The organism is Agathobaculum butyriciproducens, assembly GCA_003096535.1.
In the GTDB taxonomy this organism is placed as follows: Bacteria; Bacillota; Clostridia; order Oscillospirales; family Butyricicoccaceae; genus Agathobaculum; species Agathobaculum butyriciproducens.
The window spans coordinates 59,929-84,292 of the sequence record QEKJ01000004.1 but is presented as its reverse complement, the minus strand read 5'-3'; the positions used below and the strand labels follow the sequence as shown (position 1 = coordinate 84,292).

23 protein-coding genes and 3 tRNA genes are annotated in these 24,364 nt (G+C 55.3%); 25 read left to right on the top strand and 1 reads right to left on the bottom strand.

The annotated features are described in order from the left end of the window. Positions 1-26 precede the first annotated feature (26 nt). The 11 genes from C7386_RS05255 to C7386_RS05205 all read left to right on the top strand — a co-directional run bounded on the left by C7386_RS05255 (position 27) and on the right by C7386_RS05205 (position 8,019). Positions 27-102, top strand: a tRNA-Phe gene (locus C7386_RS05255). Positions 103-369: 267 nt separating this feature from the next. Continuing rightward, positions 370-445: transfer RNA gene (locus tag C7386_RS05250), tRNA-Gly, on the top strand. 3 nt (positions 446-448) lie between these two features. Next, a tRNA-Cys gene (locus C7386_RS05245) sits at positions 449-522 on the top strand. A 153-nt stretch (positions 523-675) separates the two neighbouring features. After that, positions 676-1,257, top strand: a complete 582-nt coding sequence (locus C7386_RS05240) for an S-layer homology domain-containing protein (RefSeq protein WP_116704971.1) — start codon at positions 676-678, stop codon at positions 1,255-1,257. A gap of 134 nt (positions 1,258-1,391) precedes the next feature. After that, positions 1,392-2,078: a response regulator transcription factor gene (locus C7386_RS05235; protein ID WP_165815475.1), complete on the top strand. Its 687-nt coding sequence runs from the start codon at positions 1,392-1,394 to the stop codon at positions 2,076-2,078. Between the two features lie 2 nt (positions 2,079-2,080). Beyond that, positions 2,081-4,132, top strand: coding sequence for a sensor histidine kinase (locus C7386_RS05230; RefSeq protein WP_165815471.1), 2,052 nt, complete (start codon positions 2,081-2,083; stop codon positions 4,130-4,132). Between the two features lie 146 nt (positions 4,133-4,278). Beyond that, the gene (locus C7386_RS05225; RefSeq protein ID WP_116704968.1) at positions 4,279-4,626 is read left to right on the top strand and encodes a cupin domain-containing protein; all 348 of its coding nucleotides are present in this window, start codon (positions 4,279-4,281) and stop codon (positions 4,624-4,626) included. A gap of 1,013 nt (positions 4,627-5,639) precedes the next feature. Then, on the top strand, positions 5,640-6,020 hold the full coding sequence (locus C7386_RS05220) for a GntR family transcriptional regulator (RefSeq protein WP_110436467.1): 381 nt from the start codon (positions 5,640-5,642) through the stop codon (positions 6,018-6,020). Then, positions 6,017-6,865 (top strand): ABC transporter ATP-binding protein, encoded by an 849-nt coding sequence (locus C7386_RS05215; RefSeq protein ID WP_110436468.1) that lies wholly within the window; start codon positions 6,017-6,019, stop codon positions 6,863-6,865. Before C7386_RS05220 ends, C7386_RS05215 begins: the two co-directional genes overlap by 4 nt. Beyond that, complete coding sequence (locus tag C7386_RS05210) at positions 6,862-7,518, top strand: ABC-2 transporter permease (protein WP_110436469.1); 657 nt, start codon at positions 6,862-6,864, stop codon at positions 7,516-7,518. The genes C7386_RS05215 and C7386_RS05210 overlap by 4 nt, the downstream gene beginning before the upstream one ends. A 51-nt stretch (positions 7,519-7,569) precedes the next feature. Continuing rightward, on the top strand, positions 7,570-8,019 hold the full coding sequence (locus tag C7386_RS05205) for a TspO/MBR family protein (RefSeq protein ID WP_110436470.1): 450 nt from the start codon (positions 7,570-7,572) through the stop codon (positions 8,017-8,019). 278 nt (positions 8,020-8,297) lie between these two features. On the opposite strand, the gene C7386_RS05200 is transcribed toward C7386_RS05205, so the two are convergent. Continuing rightward, positions 8,298-9,053 carry a DeoR/GlpR family DNA-binding transcription regulator gene (locus C7386_RS05200; protein WP_110436471.1) on the bottom strand — a complete coding sequence of 252 codons (756 nt, stop codon included), beginning with the start codon at positions 9,051-9,053 and terminating at the stop codon, positions 8,298-8,300. A gap of 593 nt (positions 9,054-9,646) precedes the next feature. On the opposite strand from C7386_RS05200, the gene C7386_RS05195 reads away from it, so the two are divergent. From C7386_RS05195 to ispG, 14 genes are all read left to right on the top strand, one after another. Beyond that, entirely contained in the window at positions 9,647-10,498 is an 852-nt protein-coding gene (locus C7386_RS05195) for a transketolase (protein WP_110436472.1), read from the top strand. Between the two features lie 15 nt (positions 10,499-10,513). Further along, on the top strand, positions 10,514-11,485 hold the full coding sequence (locus C7386_RS05190) for a transketolase family protein (protein WP_110436473.1): 972 nt from the start codon (positions 10,514-10,516) through the stop codon (positions 11,483-11,485). Between the two features lie 180 nt (positions 11,486-11,665). Continuing rightward, positions 11,666-12,280 (top strand): hypothetical protein, encoded by a 615-nt coding sequence (locus C7386_RS05185; protein WP_110436474.1) that lies wholly within the window; start codon positions 11,666-11,668, stop codon positions 12,278-12,280. 36 nt (positions 12,281-12,316) lie between these two features. After that, positions 12,317-12,949 (top strand): hypothetical protein, encoded by a 633-nt coding sequence (locus tag C7386_RS05180; protein ID WP_110436475.1) that lies wholly within the window; start codon positions 12,317-12,319, stop codon positions 12,947-12,949. A gap of 95 nt (positions 12,950-13,044) precedes the next feature. Further along, positions 13,045-14,403: an MATE family efflux transporter gene (locus tag C7386_RS05175; RefSeq protein WP_116704967.1), complete on the top strand. Its 1,359-nt coding sequence runs from the start codon at positions 13,045-13,047 to the stop codon at positions 14,401-14,403. Between the two features lie 504 nt (positions 14,404-14,907). Continuing rightward, positions 14,908-16,080, top strand: a complete 1,173-nt coding sequence (locus tag C7386_RS05170) for an NAD(P)-dependent malic enzyme (RefSeq protein ID WP_116704966.1) — start codon at positions 14,908-14,910, stop codon at positions 16,078-16,080. Positions 16,081-16,326: 246 nt separating this feature from the next. Then, positions 16,327-17,259 carry a myo-inosose-2 dehydratase gene (gene iolE / locus C7386_RS05165; protein ID WP_110436478.1) on the top strand — a complete coding sequence of 311 codons (933 nt, stop codon included), beginning with the start codon at positions 16,327-16,329 and terminating at the stop codon, positions 17,257-17,259. Between the two features lie 429 nt (positions 17,260-17,688). Next, positions 17,689-18,411, top strand: a complete 723-nt coding sequence (gene pyrH / locus C7386_RS05160; RefSeq protein ID WP_110436479.1) for a UMP kinase — start codon at positions 17,689-17,691, stop codon at positions 18,409-18,411. Further along, positions 18,411-18,965 carry a ribosome recycling factor gene (gene frr, locus C7386_RS05155; RefSeq protein WP_110436480.1) on the top strand — a complete coding sequence of 185 codons (555 nt, stop codon included), beginning with the start codon at positions 18,411-18,413 and terminating at the stop codon, positions 18,963-18,965. Before pyrH ends, frr begins: the two co-directional genes overlap by 1 nt. 372 nt (positions 18,966-19,337) lie before the next feature. Continuing rightward, on the top strand, positions 19,338-20,012 hold the full coding sequence (uppS, locus tag C7386_RS05150) for a polyprenyl diphosphate synthase (protein ID WP_252197265.1): 675 nt from the start codon (positions 19,338-19,340) through the stop codon (positions 20,010-20,012). 23 nt (positions 20,013-20,035) lie between these two features. Next, positions 20,036-20,854, top strand: a complete 819-nt coding sequence (locus C7386_RS05145) for a phosphatidate cytidylyltransferase (RefSeq protein WP_110436481.1) — start codon at positions 20,036-20,038, stop codon at positions 20,852-20,854. Between the two features lie 148 nt (positions 20,855-21,002). Continuing rightward, positions 21,003-22,136: a 1-deoxy-D-xylulose-5-phosphate reductoisomerase gene (locus C7386_RS05140; protein ID WP_116704965.1), complete on the top strand. Its 1,134-nt coding sequence runs from the start codon at positions 21,003-21,005 to the stop codon at positions 22,134-22,136. A 17-nt stretch (positions 22,137-22,153) separates the two neighbouring features. Next, on the top strand, positions 22,154-23,194 hold the full coding sequence (gene rseP, locus C7386_RS05135; RefSeq protein ID WP_165815470.1) for an RIP metalloprotease RseP: 1,041 nt from the start codon (positions 22,154-22,156) through the stop codon (positions 23,192-23,194). Between the two features lie 114 nt (positions 23,195-23,308). Then, on the top strand, positions 23,309-24,364 hold the full coding sequence (ispG, locus tag C7386_RS05130; protein WP_116704963.1) for a flavodoxin-dependent (E)-4-hydroxy-3-methylbut-2-enyl-diphosphate synthase: 1,056 nt from the start codon (positions 23,309-23,311) through the stop codon (positions 24,362-24,364).

Here is a 24,364-nt window from a genome sequence, read left to right as displayed (position 1 = left end):
TCAATCGGAAACGATTGAAGAAATATGCCTCTGTAGCTCAGTCGGTAGAGCAGGGGACTGAAAATCCCCGTGTCGGTGGTTCGATTCCGCCCGGAGGCACCATTTATTCAAATGAGTGTCTGGACACTCATTTGAATAAATCTTACCTTTCGGTTAAGGAATCGAGGCCGTAGCCCTCTAACCTCTGAAAATGTCGCTCTGCGACATTAAAATGAGAGCAGGCGGCTCTTAGAAACAATCCGGTGGATTGTTTCAACCGCCGTGGTTTTTGCCGCAGCAAAAGCGATTCCGCCCGTGAGCGTTAAACCCGAAGCGTCCGGTAACTAATCGGCACTGACAAAAATCGCGTTAGCGCGAAAAACTAAATATGCGGCTGTAGCTCATCTGGTAGAGCGCCACCTTGCCAAGGTGGAGGTAGCGAGTTCGAGCCTCGTCAGCCGCTCCACATGGTACCATAGCCAAGCGGTAAGGCGTGGGACTGCAACTCCCTGATCCCCAGTTCGATTCTGGGTGGTACCTCCAAAAGACTGATGTGAAAACATCAGTCTTTTTGTTTTGCACAAAATCACACGAATTTGCACAAATGCAGGTAAAGGTTGACAAATACTGTAGACTGTGTTATATTCCACCTATGGATGCACTACGGCGTCCATGCAATAAAAGGAGGAATTTAATATGACACTCAGAAAGCGACTGATCGCGCTGAGCATGGCGGCAGCCTGCGCAGCAACAGCCTTTGCCGGTGCAGCGTTTACTGACCAGAGCGACATTAAGGTGGACGATTATGTGCTCACCAGAATGCAGGAGCTGAACATCATCAAGGGTTACGAGGACGGCTCGTTCAAGCCGAATAAGATCGTTACCCGCGCAGAGATGGCGAAAATGATTTACGTTCTGCGTAATGGTCATGACGACGCAAGTTTATATACCAATAAGTTCGACAGTGCGTTCACGGACATCAACGACAGCTGGGCCAAGGTGTATATTGCGTATTGCGAGGCTAATCATTTTGTTCGCGGTCGGACGACCACAAAATATTGCCCGAATGAGCCAGTCACAACGGTTGAAGCGGCAAAAATGCTGTTGCTTGAGCTGCGTTACAGTCCACAGTTTCTCGCCGGACGGGAATGGAAAGACACGGTAATGGAAAAAGCGGAAAACATCGGTCTGCTGAACGGTGTTGCGGTTGGACAGGACGATCCTCTGCCGCGTCAGTACGCTGCACAGATGGTTTACACTGCACACAACACCCCGTAAAGATAGCAAAGAAAAGTCCCTCAATCGAGGGACTTTTTTTCATCTTCATAAAATCTAAAGAAATTCCCTGCGGAAAACAACAGAAACCTGTGGTAAGATAGAAGTAACGAAAGGGGGAAGGGAAAATGGAAAAGCTGACTGTTCTGGTGGTGGACGACGACCGCGAAATCGTGGAAAGCATTGCGATATTCCTGCAGGCGGACGGCTATCTGGTACGCAAGGCGTACAACGGTCTGGAGGCGCTCGACATCGTAATGACCGAGAATGTACACCTTATCATCCTTGACATTATGATGCCCGAACTGGACGGCATCAAAACCTTATTAAAGGTAAGGGAAAGTAAAAACCTGCCGATCATCCTGCTGTCGGCCAAGAGCGAGGACGCGGATAAAATCCTCGGACTGACCGCGGGTGCGGATGATTACATTACAAAGCCGTTCAACCCGTCCGAACTGGTCGCGCGCGTGAAAAGCCAGCTGCGCCGCTATACCCAGCTGGGCGCGATGCAGATAAAGGAAACGCAGATTGCTATCCGCGGACTGGTGCTCGACACCGAGAGCAAAAGCGTGACGGTGGACGGCGAAGCCGTTCGTCTCACACCGCTCGAATACAAAATACTCGAGCTGCTGTGCCGTCACCCGGGAAGGGTGTTCTCCACCGAGGAGATTTACCGACAGGTGTGGAATGACGATATTGTCAGTGACAACGCCATTGCCGTCCATGTGCGGCACATCCGCGAAAAGATAGAGATCAACCCGAAGGAGCCGCGCTACCTCAAGGTAGTATGGGGCGTCGGCTACAAGATCGAAAGGAGCGAGTGAGTATGAATATCAAGGGGATCTTACGCAGTACGGCAGCGAAGCTCATCGCGTTTGCGGGCATTGTGGGGTGCTTCGCAGGCGCGCTGTTTCTCACCGAGAACACGATAACGGATTTTGCGGCCGATAACGGAAGCAACATGGTCTATCGCTTTGAGAGCGATTTTGCCGACTCGTCCTATATGCATCAGCAGCTTGGCATAATGTGTGCTGAAATGGCGAATGCGCTTGAGGATGGCATGGACGCAGCGGAATTCAGCAGGCAGCATACGGATTTTGCGGGAAACTATTTTGGCAGAATGGGCGATAAAACGGTCGGCGATGACACGCTGACCGAAGCCGCGGCAAAAAATTCTGCGTTTTACATGATCACACGGCCGGGTGGCAATGTGCAGTCCAACGTGGGAATGTACTACGGCTATCCGCTTGCGGTTTACGATGAGGAGACGGGCAGTTACGGCTACTACACCGAGGAGGATGCGGCAGAGGGAGGTTGGAAGTTCAATAAGTTCAATCCGTACCCGTCTAACACCCTGCTGCTGGTGCGCTTCACGGACGCACAGGCTGCACCCATCAAGGCTGAGTGGGAAACGCAGAAAACGCAGATTACCGGCGTGCTCCATCGGGCGATCGTGCTGACGTGCATTGCACTGGTGCTGTTCGTGTTCCTGCTGTTCGTCACCGGACGCAAGCCGGAGGACGAGGACGTGCACCTTGTTACCATCGACCGCCTGCCGGCGGAAGTGAACGTGCTGTGCTTCTGGGCGGTGCTCGGCACGGCAGGCGGACTGAATCTGGCACTGATGGGTGAATTGCTGAACGGCACAAACGACATGTCGATATTGCTCGTACCGTCCATCCTGTTTTTCGTCGCGGCGTTTGCGTTCGCACTTGAACTTACGCTGTCGCTCGTGCGCGTGATCAAGAACCGCAGCTTCGTCAAGCAGTGCTGGTCGATTCGATTCATCCTCTGGTGCTGGCGAACCTTTATTAAGGTATGCGAGTGCATCCGGCACAGTTTCGGAAAACTGCGCCGCATGCTGTTCCGCGACTACAAAACGCGCAACGTTGTGCTGCTCTTTACGGCGTATTCGGTTGTTCTCGCGTTCCTTGCGGCGGTGTTCGGCGGAGTGGGCGGCTCGTTTTTTGCCTTCGTGTTCGGCGCAGTCTGGTTCCTCACGGCAGGTTACTTTCTCATCAAACGCATCACCGGCTTTGAACGTATCGTGGATGCGCTGCGCCGTCTGCGGGCGGGCGACCTCGGCTTCAAGCTGACCGACATGCCGGAGGGCGTGTTTGCTGAAATGGCCGAGGATATTAACTCGCTTGGTGACGGCATGCAGGCGGCGTTGCAGAACGAAGTCCGCGCGGAACGCATGAAAAGCGAACTGATCACCAACGTCAGCCACGACCTGAAAACGCCGCTGACCAGCATCCTCAACTACTCCGATCTGCTCGGCAAAATGGATTTAACGCCGGAGGAAGCCAACGATTACGCCCGCATTATCTATCAAAAGGGTCTGCGGCTCAAGAATCTGACGAGCGACCTGTTCGATATCTCCAAGGTGCAGTCGGGCGCAGAGCAGATCATCAGCGAACGGCTGGATGCGTGCACGCTCGCCCGGCAGGCGCTCGCGGAGCAGGACAAGGCCGTGCAGGAGAGCGGCTTGACCGTCAAAGCAGCCATTCCCGAGCGGGAGCTGCCCATTTGGGCGGACGGACGAAAGCTGTCCCGCGTGCTGGAAAACCTGATCGGCAACTGCGTGAAATATGCGCTCAAGGGCACGCGCGTGTTCCTCTCTGTTGCAGAGGAGAACGGTCGGGCCATTATTGAACTCAAAAACACCGCCAACTACGAGATGGACTTTGACGCCGATGAGATCACCGAACGGTTTGTCCGCGGTGACGCGGCGCGCTCGACCGAGGGCAGCGGTCTGGGTCTCGCCATCGCAAAAAGCTATACCGAGGCCTGCGGCGGCACGTTCGATGTCTCGGTGGACGGCGATCAGTTTAAGGTGCGTATCGGCTTTCCAGTGTACGGTATGACTGCAAAGTAAATTCTTCGCGGAAATGGAAATCTTATCTTGTAATTTGGATTACAACCGCTATAATAGGAATTGACAAGAAACTGCGCGAGCGGTAAGGGCAACACCGCAGCTTCAATCATGCGGTATTGCCCAGGACAAGAAAGGCGGAAAGAATTATGATTACGACTGCAAGCGAACATCAGGTAGATAAGGTAGAGCAGATGGCCGGCGGTAAGGGACACGTTATCATCGAGCACCTGCTCGGTGAGAAGGAGCTGGACGGCAAGTGCGGCCTGTATGCAAAGGTAACCATTGAGCCGAACTGCACGCTCGGCTTCCACGAGCACCACGGCGAGACCGAGACCTATTACATCCTGAGCGGTGAAGGCTCGTATAACGACGGTGAGAAGTCCTATCCGGTCAAGGCCGGCGACGTGACCTTCTGTCCGGACGGCACCGGTCATGCGCTGGATAATACCGGCGATACCGACCTCGTGTTCATGGCACTGATCATTATGAAGTAAGCGCAGAGACGCAAAGAACCCGAAGCCTTGGCTTCGGGTTCTTTTTTGTGTGTAAATTCAGCAGTAGAGTGAAGAGTGGAGAGAATATCAGATAAAGCGTATTCGCACAGAAAAATTCGCAGGTGCCGTCTGCGGCAACGCGGCAGCGAGTTGCGCGGCACGATTAGCCGCGCCTGCGTAGAGTAAACCGTATGTGTAGCAGTAGGGAATCTGGCATTGCGTAGAGGTGGGGAAAGGGGCGGCCAATGGCCGCCCCTACGGAAGAAAAAATCTTCTGCCGTACCCCATTTTCGAAGCGGTCGCCGCTCTCTGATTTTCGCCGGGCTAAGAAATAGGGGAAAGGCAGGAGTTCAAAGAGGAAGGGAAACCGCAGGTGTCCCTTCCTTTTTATCCCCGCCGCGGACGCGGCAATCTTACGCGCTCCGCAGAGCGCAGCTCTCCGCTGAGGTTCAGCGAAAATCTTCCCGCCCGGACAGGGCGTATTGCTAACGCAACTCGCGTGCCCCACAAGCCGGTGCAGAAAGGAGATGCCCGGACAGGGTGAACCGCCTGCGCGGTTCAGGGGTCCAGCCAAGTCTCTGTCGAAAAATGGGTGCCCAAAAAATTTCAGACAAAAACAAAACAGGCTCGGATAAAACCGAGCCTGCTTTGCTGTGATCGGGAGGTGTGATTCGATCACAAAGAAGAAAAGAGTAAAAAAGAAAGGAAAAAAGAGAGATAGTCAATTAGTAAAGCTGCGTTTTGCAGCGTTTGTGCTGTTTTTAAGCACTTTCTTTGAACAATTACAGTATAGCGTGATTTTCGTCGAAATGCAAGAAAAAATGTTCGGCAGTTTGTATGAAAATACTATAAAATTTTTCGGCGGGAATTGTGCTTTGCGTTGAGCGTGTGAAAAACCGCCGTCTCTCAAACCGCTTCGTTTGTGAAAAATCGCGTCTGGTGGAAATCTATCCCTTGACATATTGCTCATATTGTATATAATGAGTATATACAATAAAAGAGGGAGGGACGGCATGGACATTATAGTATCCAATATGGACAGCACGCCGATCTACGAGCAGATCACACGTCAGATCAAGGCGAAAATCCTCGGCGGAGAGCTGCAGCCGGGGGAGGCGCTGCCGTCTATGCGCCTGCTGGCGAAGGAGCTGCGCATCAGCGTTATCACGACCAAGCGTGCGTATGAGGAGCTTGAGCGCGAGGGCCTTATCACCAGCCAGACCGGACGCGGCAGCTTTGTTGCACCGGTCAGCAGCGAACGTTTGCGGGAAGCGCAGCTTCGCACGGTGGAAGACCACCTGACGGACGCTGTGCAGGCGGCAAGACTGGCCGGACTGTCTGCGGACGAGTTCGCAGAGCTGGCACGGACACTGTTTGAGGAGGAAGGATTATGAGAGAGAATGCACTGGAGCTGCACGGCGTCTGCAAGAAATACGGCGGCTTTGCGCTCCGCAATGTGGGATTTACCCTGCCGAGAGGCACGGTAATGGGTTTAATAGGAGAAAACGGTGCGGGCAAGACCACCACCATCAAGGCGGTGCTCGACCTCATCCGGCCGGACAGCGGCGAGATTACCGTGCTGGGGGAACACGGCTCGAACCCGTCCGTCCGTGAAAAAATCGGCGTGGTGCTCGAGAATGGCGGTTTCCCGAGCGCGATGAGCGCCGCACAGGTGAGCATGCTGCTCGGCAGAGCGTACAAAAACTGGAATGCGGAGCAGTTTGCGTTGTACATCGAAAAATTCGGCATTGACCGAGAGAAGGCTATCAGGGACTACTCCAAGGGCATGAAAACCAAGCTGAATATCGCGGCGGCGCTGTCGCATGGCGCGGAGCTGCTGCTGCTTGACGAGCCGACGAGCGGTCTTGACCCGGTCGTGCGGGATGAGGTACTCGATCTGCTGTACGACTTCATGCAGGACGAAAATCACGCAATCCTGCTGTCCAGCCACATCACGAGCGATCTGGACAAAATCGCGGACGAGATCACCTTCATTCACAAGGGAGAGGTGCTGCTGAGCGAGCCGCGCGATGAACTGCTCGACACCTGCGGTATACTGCGCTGCACCGCCGATCAGCTGGACGCCCTTGACCCGTCCGCCGTGCGGGCAAAGCGCGTGGGTGCGTTCGGCTGTGAGGCCTTGGTAAGACGCGACGGCGTACCGGCAAACTGGTCGGTCGAGCCGGTCAACATCGAACAGATCATGCTGTTTCTGACGAGAGGGGAGGACGCAAGATGAAAGCAATGCTGTATGCGGACTGGATGAATCTGCGCCGGTCGATGAAGGCAATGGTGATCGCAGCAGTTGTAATTGCGCTGGCCTCGATCGTCTCCGGAAACGGGCTGTCGTTTGTGCCGGCTATGCTGTGCATGCTGTCGCTTATGGTGCCCGCAACGCTTATGAGCAGCGATTATGCCTACGGATGGGATAAGCTGAGTCTGTCGCTTCCGGTCTCTCGGCGCGATGTGGTGAGCAGCAAATTTGCAATCAGCCTGCTGGTCAATCTGACGGTTGCGGCACTGGGCATGATATGCATTGCTGGCATGAATGCCTTCGGCGGTGATGCGATGGCGGAGGATATGATGGGCATGCTGGCCTGTGAGGCGGTCGGCCTGACGCTGATGGGTATTGAAATTGTACTCGTTTTACGGTTTGGTCCGGAGCGCGGTCGGTATTTACTCATTGGCGTGGTGTGGGTGCCGATCCTCCTGCTGACCGTTGTCAAAAAGCATCCGGCATTCAATAAACTTGTGCAGGCGGTCGGCGGCATGGACAGCTGGCCGGTCGGACAGCTTGCGGTGTTCTTCGGCGGACTGGTGATTGTCGGTGCTATCGTGTACGCGGTATGCTGGCGCATCGGTGTGGGCATTTACCGAAAAAGAGAGCTGTAAATGCATAAAATCCCTCTCGCTCCATATAAATAGGAACGGGAGGGACGGAAAATGAAGATTTTCAGCTTCGCACTGCCTCTGGCGGTCGGCGGACTTGCGGCATGGCTGACGATGGGCAGCATGTCGCAGTATGCGGCGCTGGTGCAGCCGCCGCTTGCACCGCCGGCGTGGATATTCCCCATTGCGTGGACGATTCTCTATGTGCTCATGGGCTGGGCGAGTCTGCGCGTGCGGCAGTCCGGCTCGCCAGAGCATAAGAACGCACTCGCGCTGTATTACACGCAGCTTGCAGTGAATTTTGTGTGGCCGCTGCTGTTTTTTCGCGTTGGACTGTACGGAACGGCGTTCTGGTGGCTGATTCTTCTGCTGGCGCTTGTGCTTGTCACCGCAAGGGCGTTTTACCGTATTGACAAGCAGGCGGGATGGCTTCTTGTGCCGTACTTGGCCTGGCTGATATACGCGGCGTATCTCAATGCCGGTGTCTGGTTCCTGAATAAATAAAAGGGAGCAAATCGTGTGATTTGCTCCCTTTACGAGGCTGTCGCGGAACTACAGTTCCGCCGACAAGCAGGAACGGACCGTAGGCCGTTCCAAAGTCGTCCGAAAGTTCCCATGCGGAAACTTTCTCCCTCTTAGGGTATAAAAATCGAGATACATGCTCCCGGTTTTTATGAATTTGCACGGCAAATTCTATTGAATATGCACTGACGTGCGAGCTGCTAAGATGATACGTTTGGAAAAATAAAAGGGAGCAAATCGAAAGATTTGCTCCCTTTATGTTACTCATATCTCAGCTTTACGTTTTCTGCATTGCACAGATCAACGTACTCCTTCGGCGGTTCGCAGTCGGTGATGAAGGCGGTCAGGTCCTTGAGGTGGCAGAACGTGACGATCGCTTCCTTGCCGATCTTGGACGAATCGACCATGCCGTAGATGTTATCCGCGCGGTGGACAACGGCACGCTTGATCTCGGCTTCAAGGAAGGTGGTATTGGTCATGCCTGCGGTCAGCGACACGCCGGTCGCGCCCATGAACGCCTTGTTAATACGCATGGAGGACAGCGCTTCGATCGCGGACAGGCCGACAAACGAATCCGTAGTCGGGCTGTAAATGCCGCCGAGCGAGATAATATTGAGGTTATCGTACTTGGAGGCCTCGCTCAGCGCACCGAGCGAGTGGGTAATGATCGTAATCCGCTTTTTTGCCACGAGAAACCGCAGCAGACACAGGGTGGTCGTGCCGGAGTCGATAAAAATGGTATCACCGTCCGCGACCTCCTCGGCGGCCAGACGGCCGATGAGAGACTTGTCGATCTGGTTAAGACCCGAACGGATGGGCGTCGGCACGGCACCCGAGGGAACCGTAGCGGTCACGCCGCCGTATACCTTGGTGATGTGGCCGCGCTGCTCAAGCTCGTTCAGGTCGCGGCGGATGGTATTCTTGGACACGCCAAAAACCTCGCACAGCTCGTCAATGCTGACGGTCTCGCGCGAGATGACATATTGCTCTATCGAATTGAGACGGCTGACTTTCATATTCACAGCTCCCACTATATAATATATCCGCCCAGTAGTATCCGAATGTATCCATAATGTTTTCTTTAGTTTATCAAATTTGTAACCAGATGTCCACCGCTCCGAAGAATGGTAAAACGGCATGGATTTGGCGAAAAAGGTCGAAAATACATGAAAACCCTCGGTGAAGGACGATGAAAAGTAAGCGAAATCCGTAAAACCGCCTCTCGAAAATAATTTCTGGCAGTGAGCGGGGAGAGGAGCGGCAACCCGTCTTCGGGGGAAGAGATACGCAGATAAACGGCGGAAACAGGGCGGGATACCCCTTTTGAAAATATATTTTTCACCGTTTGCAAGAGGTTTACCAACAAAATAAATACATATAACCAGCAGATAACCAACAAATTACCTAATTTTACTCGAAATAAATTGGATATTTTTTATAAGGCGTTTGAATGAAATTGGAATTTTGCGAACAAATGCAGGAATTTCGGTTGAAATTTCGGCGGTTTGGTGATACACTTGTATTCGTAAAACAGTGGCATTGTGCCGCTGTACGCTGGAACCTGTTCCGCGGAGAGAAAATTATATTTTGAATTAGGCAGGTGTATGCAATGCAGAAAGCAGAAAAGATGCAGGAGCTTCGTGTATTTGCTCAGGAAATCCGTGTGGAGACCCTGAAGACCGTCGGTTCGCTTGGCTTCGGCCACGTTCCGGGTGCAATGTCCGTTATTGATGCGCTGGCAGTTCTGTACGGCGAAGTAATGAAGGTTGATCCGAAGAACCCGCATTGGGAAGATCGTGACTGGTGCGTACTGTCCAAGGGCCACGCTGGTCCGGCTATGTACGCTACCCTCGGTCTGAAGGGTTTCTACCCGGTTGAGGACGCTTATACCCTCAATCAGCCGCACACCAACTTCCCGTCCCATACCGACCGTACCAAGACCCCCGGTGTTGACCTGACGACCGGTTCTCTCGGTCAGGGCATGTCCACCGCTACCGGTGCTGCTCTGGGCAACAAGCTCGACGGCCGCGACAGCCATGTATTCGTATTCGTTGGCGACGGCGAGTGCGATGAGGGCCAGGTTTGGGAGGCTGCTCAGTTCGCAGCTCACTACAAGCTGGACAACCTCGTTTGCTTCGTAGACGACAACAAGTACCAGCTCGACGGTGCTGTTGACAAGGTTATGAGCCACGGCAAGGGCATCGGTGCTAAGTTCGCAGCATTTGGCTGGAACGTTATCGAGCTGCAGGACGGCAATGACGTAGAGCAGATCTACGACGCTGTTCAGCTCGCTTACGACACCAAGGGCGTACCGACTTGCATCGTCCTGAACACCGTTAAGGGCCTGGGCGCCACCTTTGCTGAAGGCACTGGCGCGCACTCCTCTCAGCCGACTAAGGAGCAGTGGGATGAAGCCATTGCTGCTGCTGAGAAGAAGCTCGCTGAGATCAAGGCACAGTAAGGGAGGGTATTGAACATGAGCTTTACTTTGATTGGCAAGCACGAGAAGGATTCTCGTAACAACCGTGACGGTTACGTTACCGCTATGCTGGACCTGATGGAGAAGGACAGCAAGGTTATGCATGTTGACTGCGACCTCGAGAACTGCATCAATACCGGCAAGCTGGCTAAGGCTTTCCCGGAGCAGACCGTAAACGCAGGTATCGCAGAGGCTAACGCTATGGGCGTTGCTGCAGGTCTGGCTGCTACCGGCCGCACCGTATTCATGCACTCCTTCGGCTGCTTCGCTTCCCGCCGTGCATTTGACCAGGCATTCATGTCCGCAGCTTACGCTAAGCTGCCGGTACACGTTATCGGTTCCGACCCCGGCGTATGCGCTGCATACAACGGTGGTACCCATATGCCGTTCGAGGACTGCGCTCTGTACATGTCCGTACCGGAAGCAGTTGTTATCGACCCGGTTGACTTCGCTCAGATCAACTGCCTGACCAAGAAGCTGGCAGCATCCGGCAAGTTCTCCTACATGCGTATGATCCGTAAGGGCTTCACCACCGTTTACGGCGATGGCTCTGACTTCGAGATTGGCAAGGGCGTTACCCTGAAGGAAGGCAAGGACGTAGCTATCATCGCTTCCGGCATCATGGTAGACGAGGCACTGAAGGCTCAGGAGCAGCTGGCTGCTGAGGGTATTTCTGCCAAGGTTATCGATATGTTCACCTGGAAGCCGCTCGACGAGCAGCTCATCCTCGATTCCGCTGCTGAGTGCGGCGCTATCGTAACCGCTGAGAACCATCAGGTAAAGGTTGGTCTGGGTTCTGCTGTTGCTAACGTTGTTATCAAGAACAACCCGGTTCCGATGGAGATGGTAGGCGTTGAGGATCGCTTCGGCCAGGTAGGCGCTGAGTCCTTCCTGCGCGAGGAGTACGGTCTGACCGCTGCTCACATCGTAGAGGCTGCTAAGAAGGCTATTGCTCGCAAGAACGGCTAATCTTCCTCGCAGATACGCGAAGTAAAATTGCATCGAAAAGCGTTCCGACGTATGTCGGAACGCTTTTTTGTCGTTACTTTGCACAGAAGCAAACGCAGATTTTGCATGGTCTGGAAATAGACAATATCACCCAAATCTGCTACACTGTAAGCACAACAGTAAAAGGAGGAGGTGTACTGCATGAAAAAACGGTACATAGCAGGACTTGCACTGGCTCTTGTGGGGATTTTGAGCGTGTGCGGACAGCCGGCGGCAGACAACACAATCAGCCTTACACCGGTGGAGGAAACGACCGCAGACCAGAGTGGCAGACTGATTGAGTATAATTTTTCCGGCCACAGGAGCGAAGCCGAGGGCGTATTGTTTGGCTGTTATATATGGGATGGCAGCACATGGCAGAAAGATGAGGATGCCACGTTTGGGTTGCGTTGTTCGGCGACACTGGGCAGCGGCAAGGGCACGATCAAATTCGAGCGTGACGGCGATGCGGCGAATGCGAACTATAAGATTGGAATGGATTCGCCACAGCTTGGCGGATATGCACAGGTTATGGATTCGCCTGAGAGAAACAGTCTGCCGATGGAGGGATTGACGGCAACTGTTGCTGCATGGGAGGAACCTGTCAATGACTTGGCAGTCGACACGGAAATTCCGTTGCTCGTGCGTGTGTTCCGCACGGACGGTACGATCATTCCGGTATCTATTGATGCGTTTTTGGAACCGGAAAACAGCAAAGCCGTACAGGAAAGCGTGTATGCGGAAGCGTACACTGTAATTTTCTGCTATGAAATGTAAATGCTGAAACCACAACAATAAAAGGAGGTGTACCACATGAAAAAACGGTACATAGCAGGACTGGCGCTGGCTCTTATGGGAATTTTGAGCGGGTGCGGACAGGCAAAGACACAGCCGGCGGATAACACGATTTCCATCACGCCGGTGGAGCAGGCTACGACAGAGAAACAATCGGGTGCGGTTGTAGAGTATCATTTTTCCGGCAACAACACAGAAGCCAACGGAATAACATTCAACAGCTACACATGGGATGGCAATGCGTGGCAGAACATGGACAAACCTATCGGTGTGTATGGCATGGGTCTGAATAACGGCACCGGCAAAATCATTTTCCGGCATGATGCCGATACAATCAATGCGGCGTATGATATTGAGATGACGTTCCCGCGTGGCGGCGCTTCGACCCAGTATGGAGATTCGTCCGAGCTGAGCAAACTGCCAACGGACAACCTGACAGTGGCTGTCGCGGGACAGGAGAAGCCAATCGACGATTTAGCAGTCGATGTAGAGATACCGCTTGTTGTGCGTGTGTTCAACACGGATGGAGCAACGCACACGGTAGATATCAATGCGTTTATCGAACCAGATAGCAGCGAAGAATTGAAAAACTGCATCTATGCGGATGCCATTACGGCAACATTCGTATATGACGACAGCATTCCTAAATAAAACATGCAATGCCCTGACCTCTTGTCAGGGCATTTTTCTCTTTACGCCAACCGCGAATTTCACTATAATAGAGGGAGCAGAAAGGGGAGGGAACCATGTCCCAAACAGACAGCCCACTGGGCACAGCACCGGTCGGCAAGCTGGTTCTGCAGCTTGCCATACCGGCCATGCTGGCACAGTTTGTCAATATTCTATACAGCGTGGTCGATCGCATGTACGTCGGCCACATCGCGGGTGCGGGCGATGCGGCGCTGGCCGGTGTCGGCGTGTGCGCGCCTGTGGTGACCATGATTACCGCCATCGGTGCGCTCATCGGCTTCGGCGGCGGACCGCTGATGAGCATCCGCATGGGGCGGCGCGACATGGACGGCGCACGGCAGATCATCACGAACAGCTTCTACCTATTGCTGGCGCTGAGCGTGCTGGCGACCATGCCGCTGCTTATTTTCAAGCGGCAGATCCTGTTCGCGTTCGGGTGCAGCGAGCTCCTGTGGGATTACGCGCAGGCGTATTTTACGACCTACGTTTCCGGCACTGTGTTCGCATTGCTGAGCTACGGACTCAATCAAATTACAATGAGTCAGGGATTTTCCGGTACCGCAATGCGGTCGGTTATGCTCGGAGCGGCCGTAAATATCGCACTTGACCCGGTGTTCATTTTTGCGCTGCACATGGGCGTGCGCGGAGCCGCTCTTGCGACCGTGCTGTCGCAGGCGTGCTCGACGGTGTATATCCTGCGTTTTCTGATGAGTGACAGAGCCGCCGTCCGCATTACCCGTCAGCCGGTCAATTTCGGCTGGATGCGCCGTATCGTGCAGGTCGGTCTGTCGCCTGCGCTCATCATCGCGCTTGATAACGTGCTGCTCATCTCCATCAACGTCATGCTGCGAAAATACGGCGGCGCAGACAGCGATATGCTCATCGCGTGTGCCGCCATCATGCAGAGCTTCATGCTCGTCATCACCATGCCGCTCGGCGGAATTACGGCGGGCACGCAGTCTATTCTCGGCTATAACTACGGCGCGTGCGACGAAAAACGCGTCATGAAGGCGTTTCGGTGCATTGTGCTGCTGTGCCTCGTGTTCTGCGGCATCATGTTCCTGCTCGCGCAGACGGTCTCGGGCGCTTTTGTCAAAATTTTCACCAAAGACCCGGCGTATATTGATATGGCGGCATATATGATCCGCACCTACTCGCTCGGCGTGCTCGGACTGACCATCCAGTACCCGTTCGTGGACGGCATGACCGGCATGGGCCTTGTCAAATGGGGACTGACGTTTTCCATGCTCCGCAAGGGTATTTTCCTCGTCAGCGTGTTCGTTCTGCCGCCGATTTTCGGGGCAACGGCCGTTATGTTTTCCGAGCCGCTGTCCGATGTCGTGTCGGCGGTGTTCTCCGGCTGCGCGGCCATGTTCCTCTTGCCGAAGCTGGTGGCGAAACAATGCTGCAAGTAGAGTGAAGAGTTGAGAGTGAAGAGCATGAGGAGTTTAACCTTCTTCATGTTGTTACATTACACATAAAATCTAAATCGTAGGGTGCGACGACTCGGCGCACCGTCTGTAACCCGTCTGCACAGACCTAACCGTAGGGGCGAACATTGTTCGCCCAAGAACCGTTTGATTTTACGTTGTGTGGGAGCACAATGTGCTCCCCTACGGGGGTAACATGTACTAATCGTTAGATGCGGTGCGCCGAGGTCGTACCCCAGGGCACCTTCTTTTGCCCTTTGGGCAATTCACCTTGTCGCACCCTGCGGTGTACCTTTATGATAATAGGAAAAACAGGGAAAAACGATAAATCATCACGTTCATCCTCCATCCTCCATTCTCCGTTCTCAATTACTTCCCGCTCTTTGTACAAACTACCCCTTTACGAACGCATTTCTACTCTGTATAATAAGGTAAGATAGAAAACTCTTTCCGTCGAACGGAACAAGAACGATAACGGAGGAACAGAACATGGACGTTAAGGAACGCGCACTGCAGGCACACGAAAAATGGGGCGGCAAGATTGAGGTCGTAGCTCGCTGTGAGGTAAACAGCAAGGACGATCTGTCGATCGCGTACACGCCGGGTGTTGCCGAGCCGTGCCTCAAGATCAAGGACGATCCGTCTCTCAGCTACACCTATACGCGCCGTCACAATCTGGTTGCGGTCATCACGGACGGCACCGCGGTGCTCGGTCTGGGCGATATCGGTCCGATTGCCGGCATGCCGGTCATGGAGGGCAAGTGCGCGCTGTTCAAGGCGTTCGCTGACGTGGACGCGTTCCCGCTCTGTGTGGCTTCCAAGGATGTGGACGAGATTGTACGCACCATTCAGCTGATCTCCGGCTCGTTCGGCGGCATCAACCTCGAGGATATCGCGGCTCCGCGCTGCTTTGAGATCGAGCGCCGACTCAAGGAGGTCTGCGACATTCCGGTATTCCACGATGACCAGCACGGCACGGCTGTCTGCTGCGGTGCGGCTCTGCTCAACGCCTGCCGTCTGACCGGCCGCAAGGTGGATGAGATCAAGATGGTCGTCAACGGCTGCGGCGCGGCTGCTATCGCCGTTACCAAGTTCCTGATGTTCCTCGGCGTCAAGCACATCACGATGGTTGAGCGCTTCGGCATCGTCTGCGAGGGCGATGAGCGTCTGAATCCGGCACAGCAGGAGATGGCCAAGGTCACCAACCGCGAGCACATGACCGGCACGCTGGCCGATGCTGTCAAGGGTGCGGACGTATTCTTCGGCATGTCTGCTCCGCAGGTGCTTACTGCCGAGATGGTCTCCACCATGGCAAAGGACCCGATGGTATTTGCTATGGCAAATCCGGTGCCCGAAATCTGGCCGGAGGACGCCAAGAAGGGCGGCGCTGCCGTTGTCGGCACCGGCCGTTCGGACTACCCGAACCAGATCAACAACGTGCTTGCGTTCCCGGGCATTTTCCGTGGCGCACTCGATGTTCGCGCAAGCGACATCAACGAAGAGATGAAGCTGGCAGCGGCTAAGGCGATCGCGGCCTGCGTTTCCGATGAGGAGCTGAATGCGGAGTATATCATGCCGATGGCGTTCGACAAAAAGGTCATCCGTTCGGTAGCCGATGCCGTTGCACAGGCTGCCCGCGATTCCGGTGTGGCCCGTATCTGAGCGCAGCAGACGAAAAGTTACAGATAAGACAAAATCAACCGCGCGGGAACAATCTCGCGCGGTTTTTGCGCAAAAGTGCGTGCACGCACACGCACAAGTTCGCGGAATGACAAAAACAGCGGATTGCACAACTCGGCTTTGTGAAAAAATGCGTTTGACATTTACAGTGCATAAGGGTACAATAAGAATAACAAAAATGCGTTTGTTCTGCGCAGACGCAGAGAGAAGATTATGGAGGGAATAACTATGTTAGATCCGAAGAAAGTAAGACTGGGTATCTGCCCGATCGGCTGGTCCAATGATGATATGTGGGATCTCGGCGACGAGAACACCTTCCAGCAGTGCATCTCTGAGATGAAGCTCGCTGGTTTTGACGGCTGCGAAGTAGGTCACAAGTATCCGGAGGACAAGACCGTCCTCAAGCACATGCTGGACGCCCGCAACCTGACCATCGCTTCCAAGTGGTTCTCCTCTTTCCTGGTTGACAAGCCGTACGAAGAGGTAGAGGCTGAGTTCATCAAGGAGCTGGATTACCTGTCCTACGTTGGCGCTACCGCTATCAACGTATCCGAGCAGTCCGGTTCTATTCAGGGTCAGCTCGATACGCCGGTTCTGGACGACAAGAAGCGCGTTCTGACTGACGAGGAGTGGGATCGCTTCACCACCGGCCTGAACAAGCTGGGCAAGCTGTCCATGGAGAAGTACGGCATCCGCACCTGCTTCCATCATCACATGGGCACCGTATGCCAGACCGTTGAGGAGACTACCCGCCTGATGGAGAACACCGACCCGAAGTATGTATTCCTGTGCTTCGATACCGGCCACTTCACTTTCGCTGGCGAGGATCCGGTAAAGATGCTCGAGAAGTTTGCTGACCGTGTTGGCCACGTTCATCTGAAGAACATGCGCATGCCGCTGGTTGAGAAGGCTCGCGCTGAGCACTGGTCCTTCCTGGATGCAGTTCGCGCAGGCGCATTCACCGTACCGGGCGATCCGGACGGCTGCGTAGAGTTCGACGCTGTATTCGATCTGCTTGACAAGGCTGGCTACACCGGCTGGATCATGGTAGAGGCAGAGCAGGATCCGGCTAAGGCTAATCCGTTCGAGTACGCTAAGATGGGCCGTGAGTACATCACTGCACACACCGGTCTGGGCGGCGAGGTTGTTCTGAAGAAGTAATTCTTCGCATATCGCGCGATAAAACACGAAACCGAGGGCATTTGCCCTCGGTTTTTGTTTTCAGGGAATCCGCAGACTGCGGGAAGGAAAAGAGGGTCTGACCGCTAATATGTAACTGTTCCCGCGTGCATTATAACATGCGGCAGCGAAACCTCTCAATAAAACCGCCTTTCAGGGCGGTTTTTGCTTTGATACGGCATTGCAGGGGAGCGTGATGTGTTCCCCTGCAGGTATACGCATGCCGAGCGTTTACCATCATCGCATCCGCCGGAAAGCCGCGTTCATTCCTGACTCCTGATTCCTGATCCCTGATTTACAATCTGCCTGTTATCAATAGAAATTGCCGCTATATAACACTATATAAATCGTTGCAAATTCTCCGAAAATAGGGTAGAATAGTAAACAGGAATAGAATAAGGAGTGTGGAGCATGGAAGCACAGAAATATAAGCGCGTACTGATCAAGATCAGCGGCGAAGCCCTTGCGGGCGATAAGCATTTCGGCCTGAACTTTGATGTCATCGGTCCGGTATGCGATGTGATCAAAAAATGCAACGAAGAGGGCTGCGAGATCGGCATTGTTGTCGGCGGCGGCAACTTCTGGCGCGGCGTAAAGGACGGCGGCGGTAAGATGGAGCGCACCCGCGCGGACCACATGGGCATGCTGGCAACCACCATCAACGCACTGGCTCTGCAGGATGCACTGGAGCAGCGCGGCGTGGACGTTCGCGTGCAGACTGCTATCGAGATGAACAAGATCGCTGAGCCGTACATCCGTTCTCGCGCGACCCGCCATCTGGAAAAGGGCCGTGTCGTTATCTTCGGCTGCGGCACCGGCTGCCCGTTCTTCTCGACCGACACCGCAGCGGTTCTGCGTGCGGCAGAGATCGGCGCGGATGTTATCCTGCTGGCAAAGAACGTAGACGGCGTGTACGATTCTGACCCGGCTGTCAACCCGGATGCCAAGAAGTACGACCACCTGAGTTACATGGATGTGCTCAATCAGGGCCTCGGCGTTATGGATTCCACGGCAACCTCGCTGTCCATGGATAACCATATCCCGATTCTGGTATTCGCGCTTTCCGACCCCGAAAATATTCACCGCGCTGTTAACGGCGAAAAGATCGGCACGATCGTTGAGGAGGTAAAATAATGAAGGAACAGATCAAGTCCCACGAGGCAAAAATGCAGAAAACGCTGGACGTGCTCTCCAAGGAGCTGGCAGCAGTCCGCGCAGGCCGCGCAAACCCGGCGGTTCTCGATAAGATCACCGTTGAGTATTACGGTGCACCGACCCCGCTGAATCAGGTTGCGGCAATCTCTACGCCCGACCCGCGCACGCTGGCCATCCAGCCGTGGGACGGCTCGGTGCTCAAGGCCATCGAGAAGGCGATCCAGGTCTCCGACCTCGGCATCAACCCGCAGAACGACGGCAAGCAGATCCGTCTGAACTTCCCGCCGCTGACCGAGGAGCGCCGCAAGGAGCTTATCAAGGGCGTTTCCAAGACCGGTGAGGAGGCAAAGGTCGCTCTCCGCAACATCCGCCGCGATGCACTGGACAAGTTCAAGGCAGCGCAGAAGAAGAGCGAGATCACCGAGGACGAGCTGCACGACGGCGAGGACAAGATGCAGAAGCTGACTGACAAATACGTCAAGGAAGTTGATGCTATGGTAGCGAAAAAGTCTAAAGAACTCGCAGAAGTTTAATCCAGGGGGAAGTCCGCTGCCTGCAGCGGCATGAAATCGGATTTTCGCAGAAAATCCGTAAAAAGCGGGAGCATGTATCTCGCTTTTTACACAAGGGAGCATAGCTGTGTGCCGCAAAGCGGCGCGCAGATGTGCTCGCAGGACGTATCCGAGCGTATGCTCGGTACGTTCCGATCGACCGAAAACGTGTTTTCGGTCGAGGAGCGAAGCGACATTGGGGGCGGCGGATTCGTCGCCCTTTTGCATGAAATTGGCAGGAAAACCTGCCGCAAGAGGGATAAACAGGGAGGAAACAGGTTGGGTCTGTTCACACGAAAAAAGAAGGAAAACGCGCCCGAAAACCGTCCGGTGCCGCGTCATATTGCGGTCATCATGGACGGCAACGGCCGCTGGGCCAAGAAACGCGGTCTGCCGCGCAAGGCCGGTCACAAGGTCGGCGCGGAGACGTTCCGCACCATTGCCACCTACTGCAAGGACATTGGCGTGCAGTATTTCACGGTCTATGCATTCTCTACCGAAAACTGGAAGCGTCCGCAGGATGAAGTCGATGCGCTGATGAACCTGTTCCGCTCCTATCTGAAGGAAGCGGCGGAAACCATGTTCGAGCGCGGCGTAGCCGTGCGCGTGCTGGGCGACCTGACTGTTCTGCCGGAGGATATCCGCGCGCAGATCGCGGAGGTGGACGAGATTGCCGATCGGCTTGGTCCGGACGCGGCAACAGCCTCGCTGTGCATCAACTACGGCGGCCGTGACGAGATCAAAAACGCCGTCCGTGCCATCGCGCAGCGGGTGAAAAACGGAGAGCTGGCACCTGAGGATATCACTGAGGATACCATCACCGCCAACCTGTACACTGCGCATATGCCCGATCCCGACCTCATCATCCGTCCTTCGGGCGAGATCCGCACGTCCAACTTCCTGCTGTGGCAGTCTGCCTACTCGGAGTACTACTTCACCGATGTGCTGTGGCCGGATTTCAAAACTACCGATCTGGATGCGGCAATCGACAATTTTAACAACAGAAACCGTCGTTTCGGCGGCGTATAATATCCAATTAGGGTGATAAACGTATGAAAGCAAGAGTATTGTTTGGCGTGTTCGGCTTTGCCTTTGTGCTGCTGGCGCTGTATGTGTTCCCGCCGATCGTGCTGGAGCTTGTCGTGGCGGCGCTGTGCGTGTTCGCCACCTATGAGGTGCTCGGCTCGACAAAACTGGTGCGCAACCACTTGGAACTGCTGCTCGCAATGGCCGTCTCGCTGGGACTGGCTGTCGGTCATTTCAGCATCCTGCCGCTGCGGCTCGAGAGCGTGATGCAGGGCCTGGTGCTGGTGCTGCTGTTCGGTTCGTTTGCGATTGAGCTGAAATATCACGACGTCATGAAGGCTTCGCAGGTTTCGTGGGCGTTTTTCGGCGGACTTGCCGTGCCGTACCTGCTGCTCAGCCTGCTGCGCATTTTCCAGATGCACTACCACCACGGTTCGTTCATCGTGCTGCTGCCGCTGCTTGCTGCCTGGGGCGCGGACACCTGCGCTCTGTTCTCGGGCATGCTGTTCGGCAAGCATAAGCTGGCGCCGGTCGTCAGCCCGAAAAAGACGGTAGAGGGTGCCGTCGGCGGCGTGGTCGGCGGTGCTGTCCTCGTGCTCATCGCGGCTGTGATTATGAACCGGACGCTTGACCTTGAAATGCCGCTCTGGTCGGCGGTCGTGCTCGGTGCAGTCGGCGCGGTGCTTGGCGAGATCGGCGACCTGTCGTTCTCGGTCATCAAGCGCCAGACCGGCATTAAGGATTACGGACATATTTTTCCGGGACATGGCGGTGTGCTGGACCGTTTCGACAGTGTGCTGTTCGTAGCGCCTTTCGCCGAATTACTGTTCCGTATTATCTGGTGATGTAAATTGAGAATGGAGAATGGAAAATGGAAAATGAATGTATCGCGCAGAGCGCGATGATTTAATTCCGCCCGCAGGGCGGTTCCATAATTCTCCATTCTCCATTTTCAATTCTCCATTATCCAAATCGTTTAACAGGAGAAAAATAATGAAGAAGATTGCGATTTTAGGTTCAACGGGTTCGATCGGCACGCAAACGGTCGATATTCTGCCTTCGATCGACGCCGAAGTCGTCGCATTGACGACCAACCGGCGCATAAACTTATTGGAGGAGCAGGCGCGTGCCCTGCATCCGAAAATGGTCTGCGCGATGGATGAAAACGCAGCCAGGGAGCTGAAAATCAAGCTGGCAGACACCGATATTGAGGTTTTGACCGGTATGGACGGTCTGATCGCCTGTGCCGCCGAGAGCGGCGCGGACATCGTGGTAACGGCGGTTGTCGGCATGGTCGGCCTGCTGCCGACGATGGCGGCCATCAAGGCGGGCAAGGACATTGCACTGGCGAACAAGGAGACGCTCGTGTGTGCGGGTGGTCTGGTGATGAGCGCTGCAAAGCAGTACGGCGTGCGCATCCTGCCGGTGGATTCCGAGCATTCGGCTATCTTCCAGTGCGTGCAGGCGGCAAACGGCAACCCGATCGACAAAATCCTGCTGACCGCGTCCGGCGGTCCGTTCTTCGGCAAAAAGTTCGAGGAAATGCGCGGCATGACGCGCGGACAGGCGCTTGCACACCCGAACTGGAGTATGGGTGCAAAAATCACGATCGACTCTGCGACTATGATGAACAAGGGTCTGGAGCTGATCGAAGCCATGTGGCTGTATGATCTGCCGCCGGAGGACATCGAAATTGTCGTCCACCGCGAGAGCATCGTGCACTCGGCGGTGGAGTTTGCGGACGGAGCGGTAATCGCGCAGCTCGGTCTGCCGGATATGCGTCTGCCGATCCAGCTGGCGCTGACATGGCCGCAGCGTATGCCGTGCAAGGTGCCGCGCATGTCGCTCGCGGAGGTCGCAAAGCTGACGTTCTACGCACCCGACTATGAGGCGTTTCCGGCGCTGAACCTCGCCAAGCACGCCGCCTCCCTCAAGGGCGACCGCGGCGCTGTGCTCAACGGTGCAAATGAGGCCGCAGTCGGTCTGTTTTTGAACGGTAAGATCGGCTTTACCGACATCGCAGAGCGCGTTGCATACGCACTCGATACCATTCCATGCAAGAAGGACATCACGCTGGACGACGTTCTGGCGGCGGACAAAGCCGCGCGCGAGATCGTGCTCGGCTGACCGAAAGGAGCTACGCTTTGCTGCAAATCATTCTGGCAATCCTTGCCTTCGGTGTGCTGGTCATCGTGCATGAGTTCGGACATTTCATCACCGCCAAGCGCGGCGGTGTGCAGGTCAACGAATTCTGGATCGGCATGGGTCCGACCCTCCTCAAGCACGAGTACCACGGCACGCTGTACTGTCTCAAGCTGCTGCCGTTCGGCGGCGCGTGCGTTATGGAGGGCGAGGACGGTGAAAGTGAAAATGAGCACGCCTTCGGCAAGGCGAAGCTGCCGCGCCGCATGCTCATCGTGTGCGCGGGCGCGCTGATGAATTTCCTTGTGGGATTCCTTATCGTGCTGGCGGTCATGCGTCCGAACGGACCGAACGGCGGCTATATCGTCTCCACCATCAGCGAGGTCAATCCGGCGAGCACCGCCGCCGCAGACGGCGGTCTGGAGGCAGGCGACGAAATTCTGAAAATCGACGGCTACCACATCCTCGTGCGGACGGATTTCGATACCGCGCTTGCGCGCACCGGTTCGACCACGCATGAAATTACCGTGCGCCGCAACGGCGAAAAGGTAACGCTGCTAGCGGTCAAGCTCGAAGCAGCGGTCACGGACGCGAACGGCAATAAGCGCATTGGCATCACCTTTGCGGAGCTGCCCGACAGCCTTGGCATGCACCTCAGCATGAGCGTGCGCACCGCCGTCAACTACGCGCGGCTCGTCTGGTCGAGCGTGGGCATGCTCGTCAGCGGACAGGTCGGTGTGGATCAGCTTTCCGGTCCGGTCGGCGTGGCCGAGGTCATGGCGGATACCGCCAAGTACAGCATGATCTCGTTCTTCCAGCTTGTGGCATTTATCTCGATCAACCTCGGCGTGATGAACCTGCTACCGCTGCCTGCACTGGACGGCGGTCGGCTCGTGTTCCTCATCATCGAGGGTATTCGCCGCAAGCCTGTGCCGCCCAAATACGAGGGCTATGTGCACGCGGCAGGACTCATGCTTCTGCTTATGCTGATGGTGTATGTGACCGGGCAGGACGTACTGCGCATTTTTATGCGCAGTAATTGAGAATTGAGAATGGAAAATGGAAAATGAATGTGCGGCGCATAGCGCCGTTATGCAATCATCGCGCAAAGCGTGATACCACAATTCTCCATTTTCCATTTGTGAGAGGTTAGAGCTATGAAAATAACAAAGCAAATCAAGATAAGGGACGTATTGGTTGGCGGCGGCGCGCCCATCGCGGTGCAGTCCATGACCAACACGGACACGCGCGACGCGAAGGCTACTCTGGCGCAGATTCGCGCACTGGCGGACGCGGGCTGCGACATTGTTCGCTGTGCCGTGCCGGATATGCAGGCGGCGGAGGCGCTGCGCGAAATCTGCGCCGGCTCGCCGCTGCCGGTGGTTGCGGACATTCATTTTGACTACCGTCTCGCGCTGGCGGCGATTGAGTCCGGCGTGGACAAGATTCGCCTGAATCCGGGCAACATCGGCGGCGCGGACCGCGTACAGGCAGTCGTGAAGGCGGCAAAGGAACGCCATCTGCCAATCCGCATCGGCGTAAACTCCGGCTCGGTCGAGAAGCACATTCTCGAGAAATTCGGCGGGCCGACGCCCGAGGCGATGGTCGAGAGCGCGCTCTATCACGTCGGTCTGCTGAACGACTGCGATTTTGACGACATCTGCATTTCAATCAAGTCATCCTCGGTGCCGAACACCATGCAGGCCTACCTGCTGGCGAGCGAAAAGACCGATTATCCGCTGCATCTCGGCGTGACCGAGGCGGGCACTGAGTACATGGGCACGATCAAGTCGGCTGCCGGCATCGGCGGCCTGCTGGCGCTCGGCGTAGGCGACACCATCCGCGTGAGCCTGACCGATGATCCGGTCAAGGAGGTCTACGCGGCAAAGGCGATTCTCAAGGCTGTCGGCAGAGCGGAAGAGGGCATCAACGTGGTTTCCTGCCCGACCTGCGGCCGCACGCGCATCAATCTCATCGACATTGCCAAAGAGGTTGAGCAGCGCTGCCAGAGCATTCGCGGCAAGAAGATGAAGGTAGCTGTTATGGGCTGCGTGGTAAACGGTCCCGGCGAAGCGCGTGAAGCCGATCTCGGCATTGCGGGCGGCGACGGCGTCGGTCTGATCTTCCGCCGCGGCGAGATCATCAAAAAGGTGCCGCAGGAGCAGCTTGTGGATGCACTGATGGACGAAATCGCACATTATGAAGGAGAATAA

Bases quoted from the DNA above. Each gene is read 5' to 3' on its own strand.
- C7386_RS05240 (WP_116704971.1), top strand. From the start codon at position 676: ATGACACTCAGAAAGCGACTGATCGCGCTGAGCATGGCGGCAGCCTGC.
- C7386_RS05230 (WP_165815471.1), top strand. From the start codon at position 2,081: ATGAATATCAAGGGGATCTTACGCAGTACGGCAGCGAAGCTCATCGCG.
- C7386_RS05225 (WP_116704968.1), top strand. From the start codon at position 4,279: ATGATTACGACTGCAAGCGAACATCAGGTAGATAAGGTAGAGCAGATG.
- C7386_RS05220 (WP_110436467.1), top strand. From the start codon at position 5,640: ATGGACATTATAGTATCCAATATGGACAGCACGCCGATCTACGAGCAG.
- C7386_RS05215 (WP_110436468.1), top strand. From the start codon at position 6,017: ATGAGAGAGAATGCACTGGAGCTGCACGGCGTCTGCAAGAAATACGGC.
- C7386_RS05210 (WP_110436469.1), top strand. From the start codon at position 6,862: ATGAAAGCAATGCTGTATGCGGACTGGATGAATCTGCGCCGGTCGATG.
- C7386_RS05205 (WP_110436470.1), top strand. From the start codon at position 7,570: ATGAAGATTTTCAGCTTCGCACTGCCTCTGGCGGTCGGCGGACTTGCG.
- C7386_RS05200 (WP_110436471.1), bottom strand. From the start codon at position 9,053: ATGAAAGTCAGCCGTCTCAATTCGATAGAGCAATATGTCATCTCGCGC.
- C7386_RS05195 (WP_110436472.1), top strand. From the start codon at position 9,647: ATGCAGAAAGCAGAAAAGATGCAGGAGCTTCGTGTATTTGCTCAGGAA.
- C7386_RS05190 (WP_110436473.1), top strand. From the start codon at position 10,514: ATGAGCTTTACTTTGATTGGCAAGCACGAGAAGGATTCTCGTAACAAC.
- C7386_RS05185 (WP_110436474.1), top strand. From the start codon at position 11,666: ATGAAAAAACGGTACATAGCAGGACTTGCACTGGCTCTTGTGGGGATT.
- C7386_RS05180 (WP_110436475.1), top strand. From the start codon at position 12,317: ATGAAAAAACGGTACATAGCAGGACTGGCGCTGGCTCTTATGGGAATT.
- C7386_RS05175 (WP_116704967.1), top strand. From the start codon at position 13,045: ATGTCCCAAACAGACAGCCCACTGGGCACAGCACCGGTCGGCAAGCTG.
- C7386_RS05170 (WP_116704966.1), top strand. From the start codon at position 14,908: ATGGACGTTAAGGAACGCGCACTGCAGGCACACGAAAAATGGGGCGGC.
- iolE (WP_110436478.1), top strand. From the start codon at position 16,327: ATGTTAGATCCGAAGAAAGTAAGACTGGGTATCTGCCCGATCGGCTGG.
- pyrH (WP_110436479.1), top strand. From the start codon at position 17,689: ATGGAAGCACAGAAATATAAGCGCGTACTGATCAAGATCAGCGGCGAA.
- frr (WP_110436480.1), top strand. From the start codon at position 18,411: ATGAAGGAACAGATCAAGTCCCACGAGGCAAAAATGCAGAAAACGCTG.
- uppS (WP_252197265.1), top strand. From the start codon at position 19,338: ATGGACGGCAACGGCCGCTGGGCCAAGAAACGCGGTCTGCCGCGCAAG.
- C7386_RS05145 (WP_110436481.1), top strand. From the start codon at position 20,036: ATGAAAGCAAGAGTATTGTTTGGCGTGTTCGGCTTTGCCTTTGTGCTG.
- C7386_RS05140 (WP_116704965.1), top strand. From the start codon at position 21,003: ATGAAGAAGATTGCGATTTTAGGTTCAACGGGTTCGATCGGCACGCAA.
- ispG (WP_116704963.1), top strand. From the start codon at position 23,309: ATGAAAATAACAAAGCAAATCAAGATAAGGGACGTATTGGTTGGCGGC.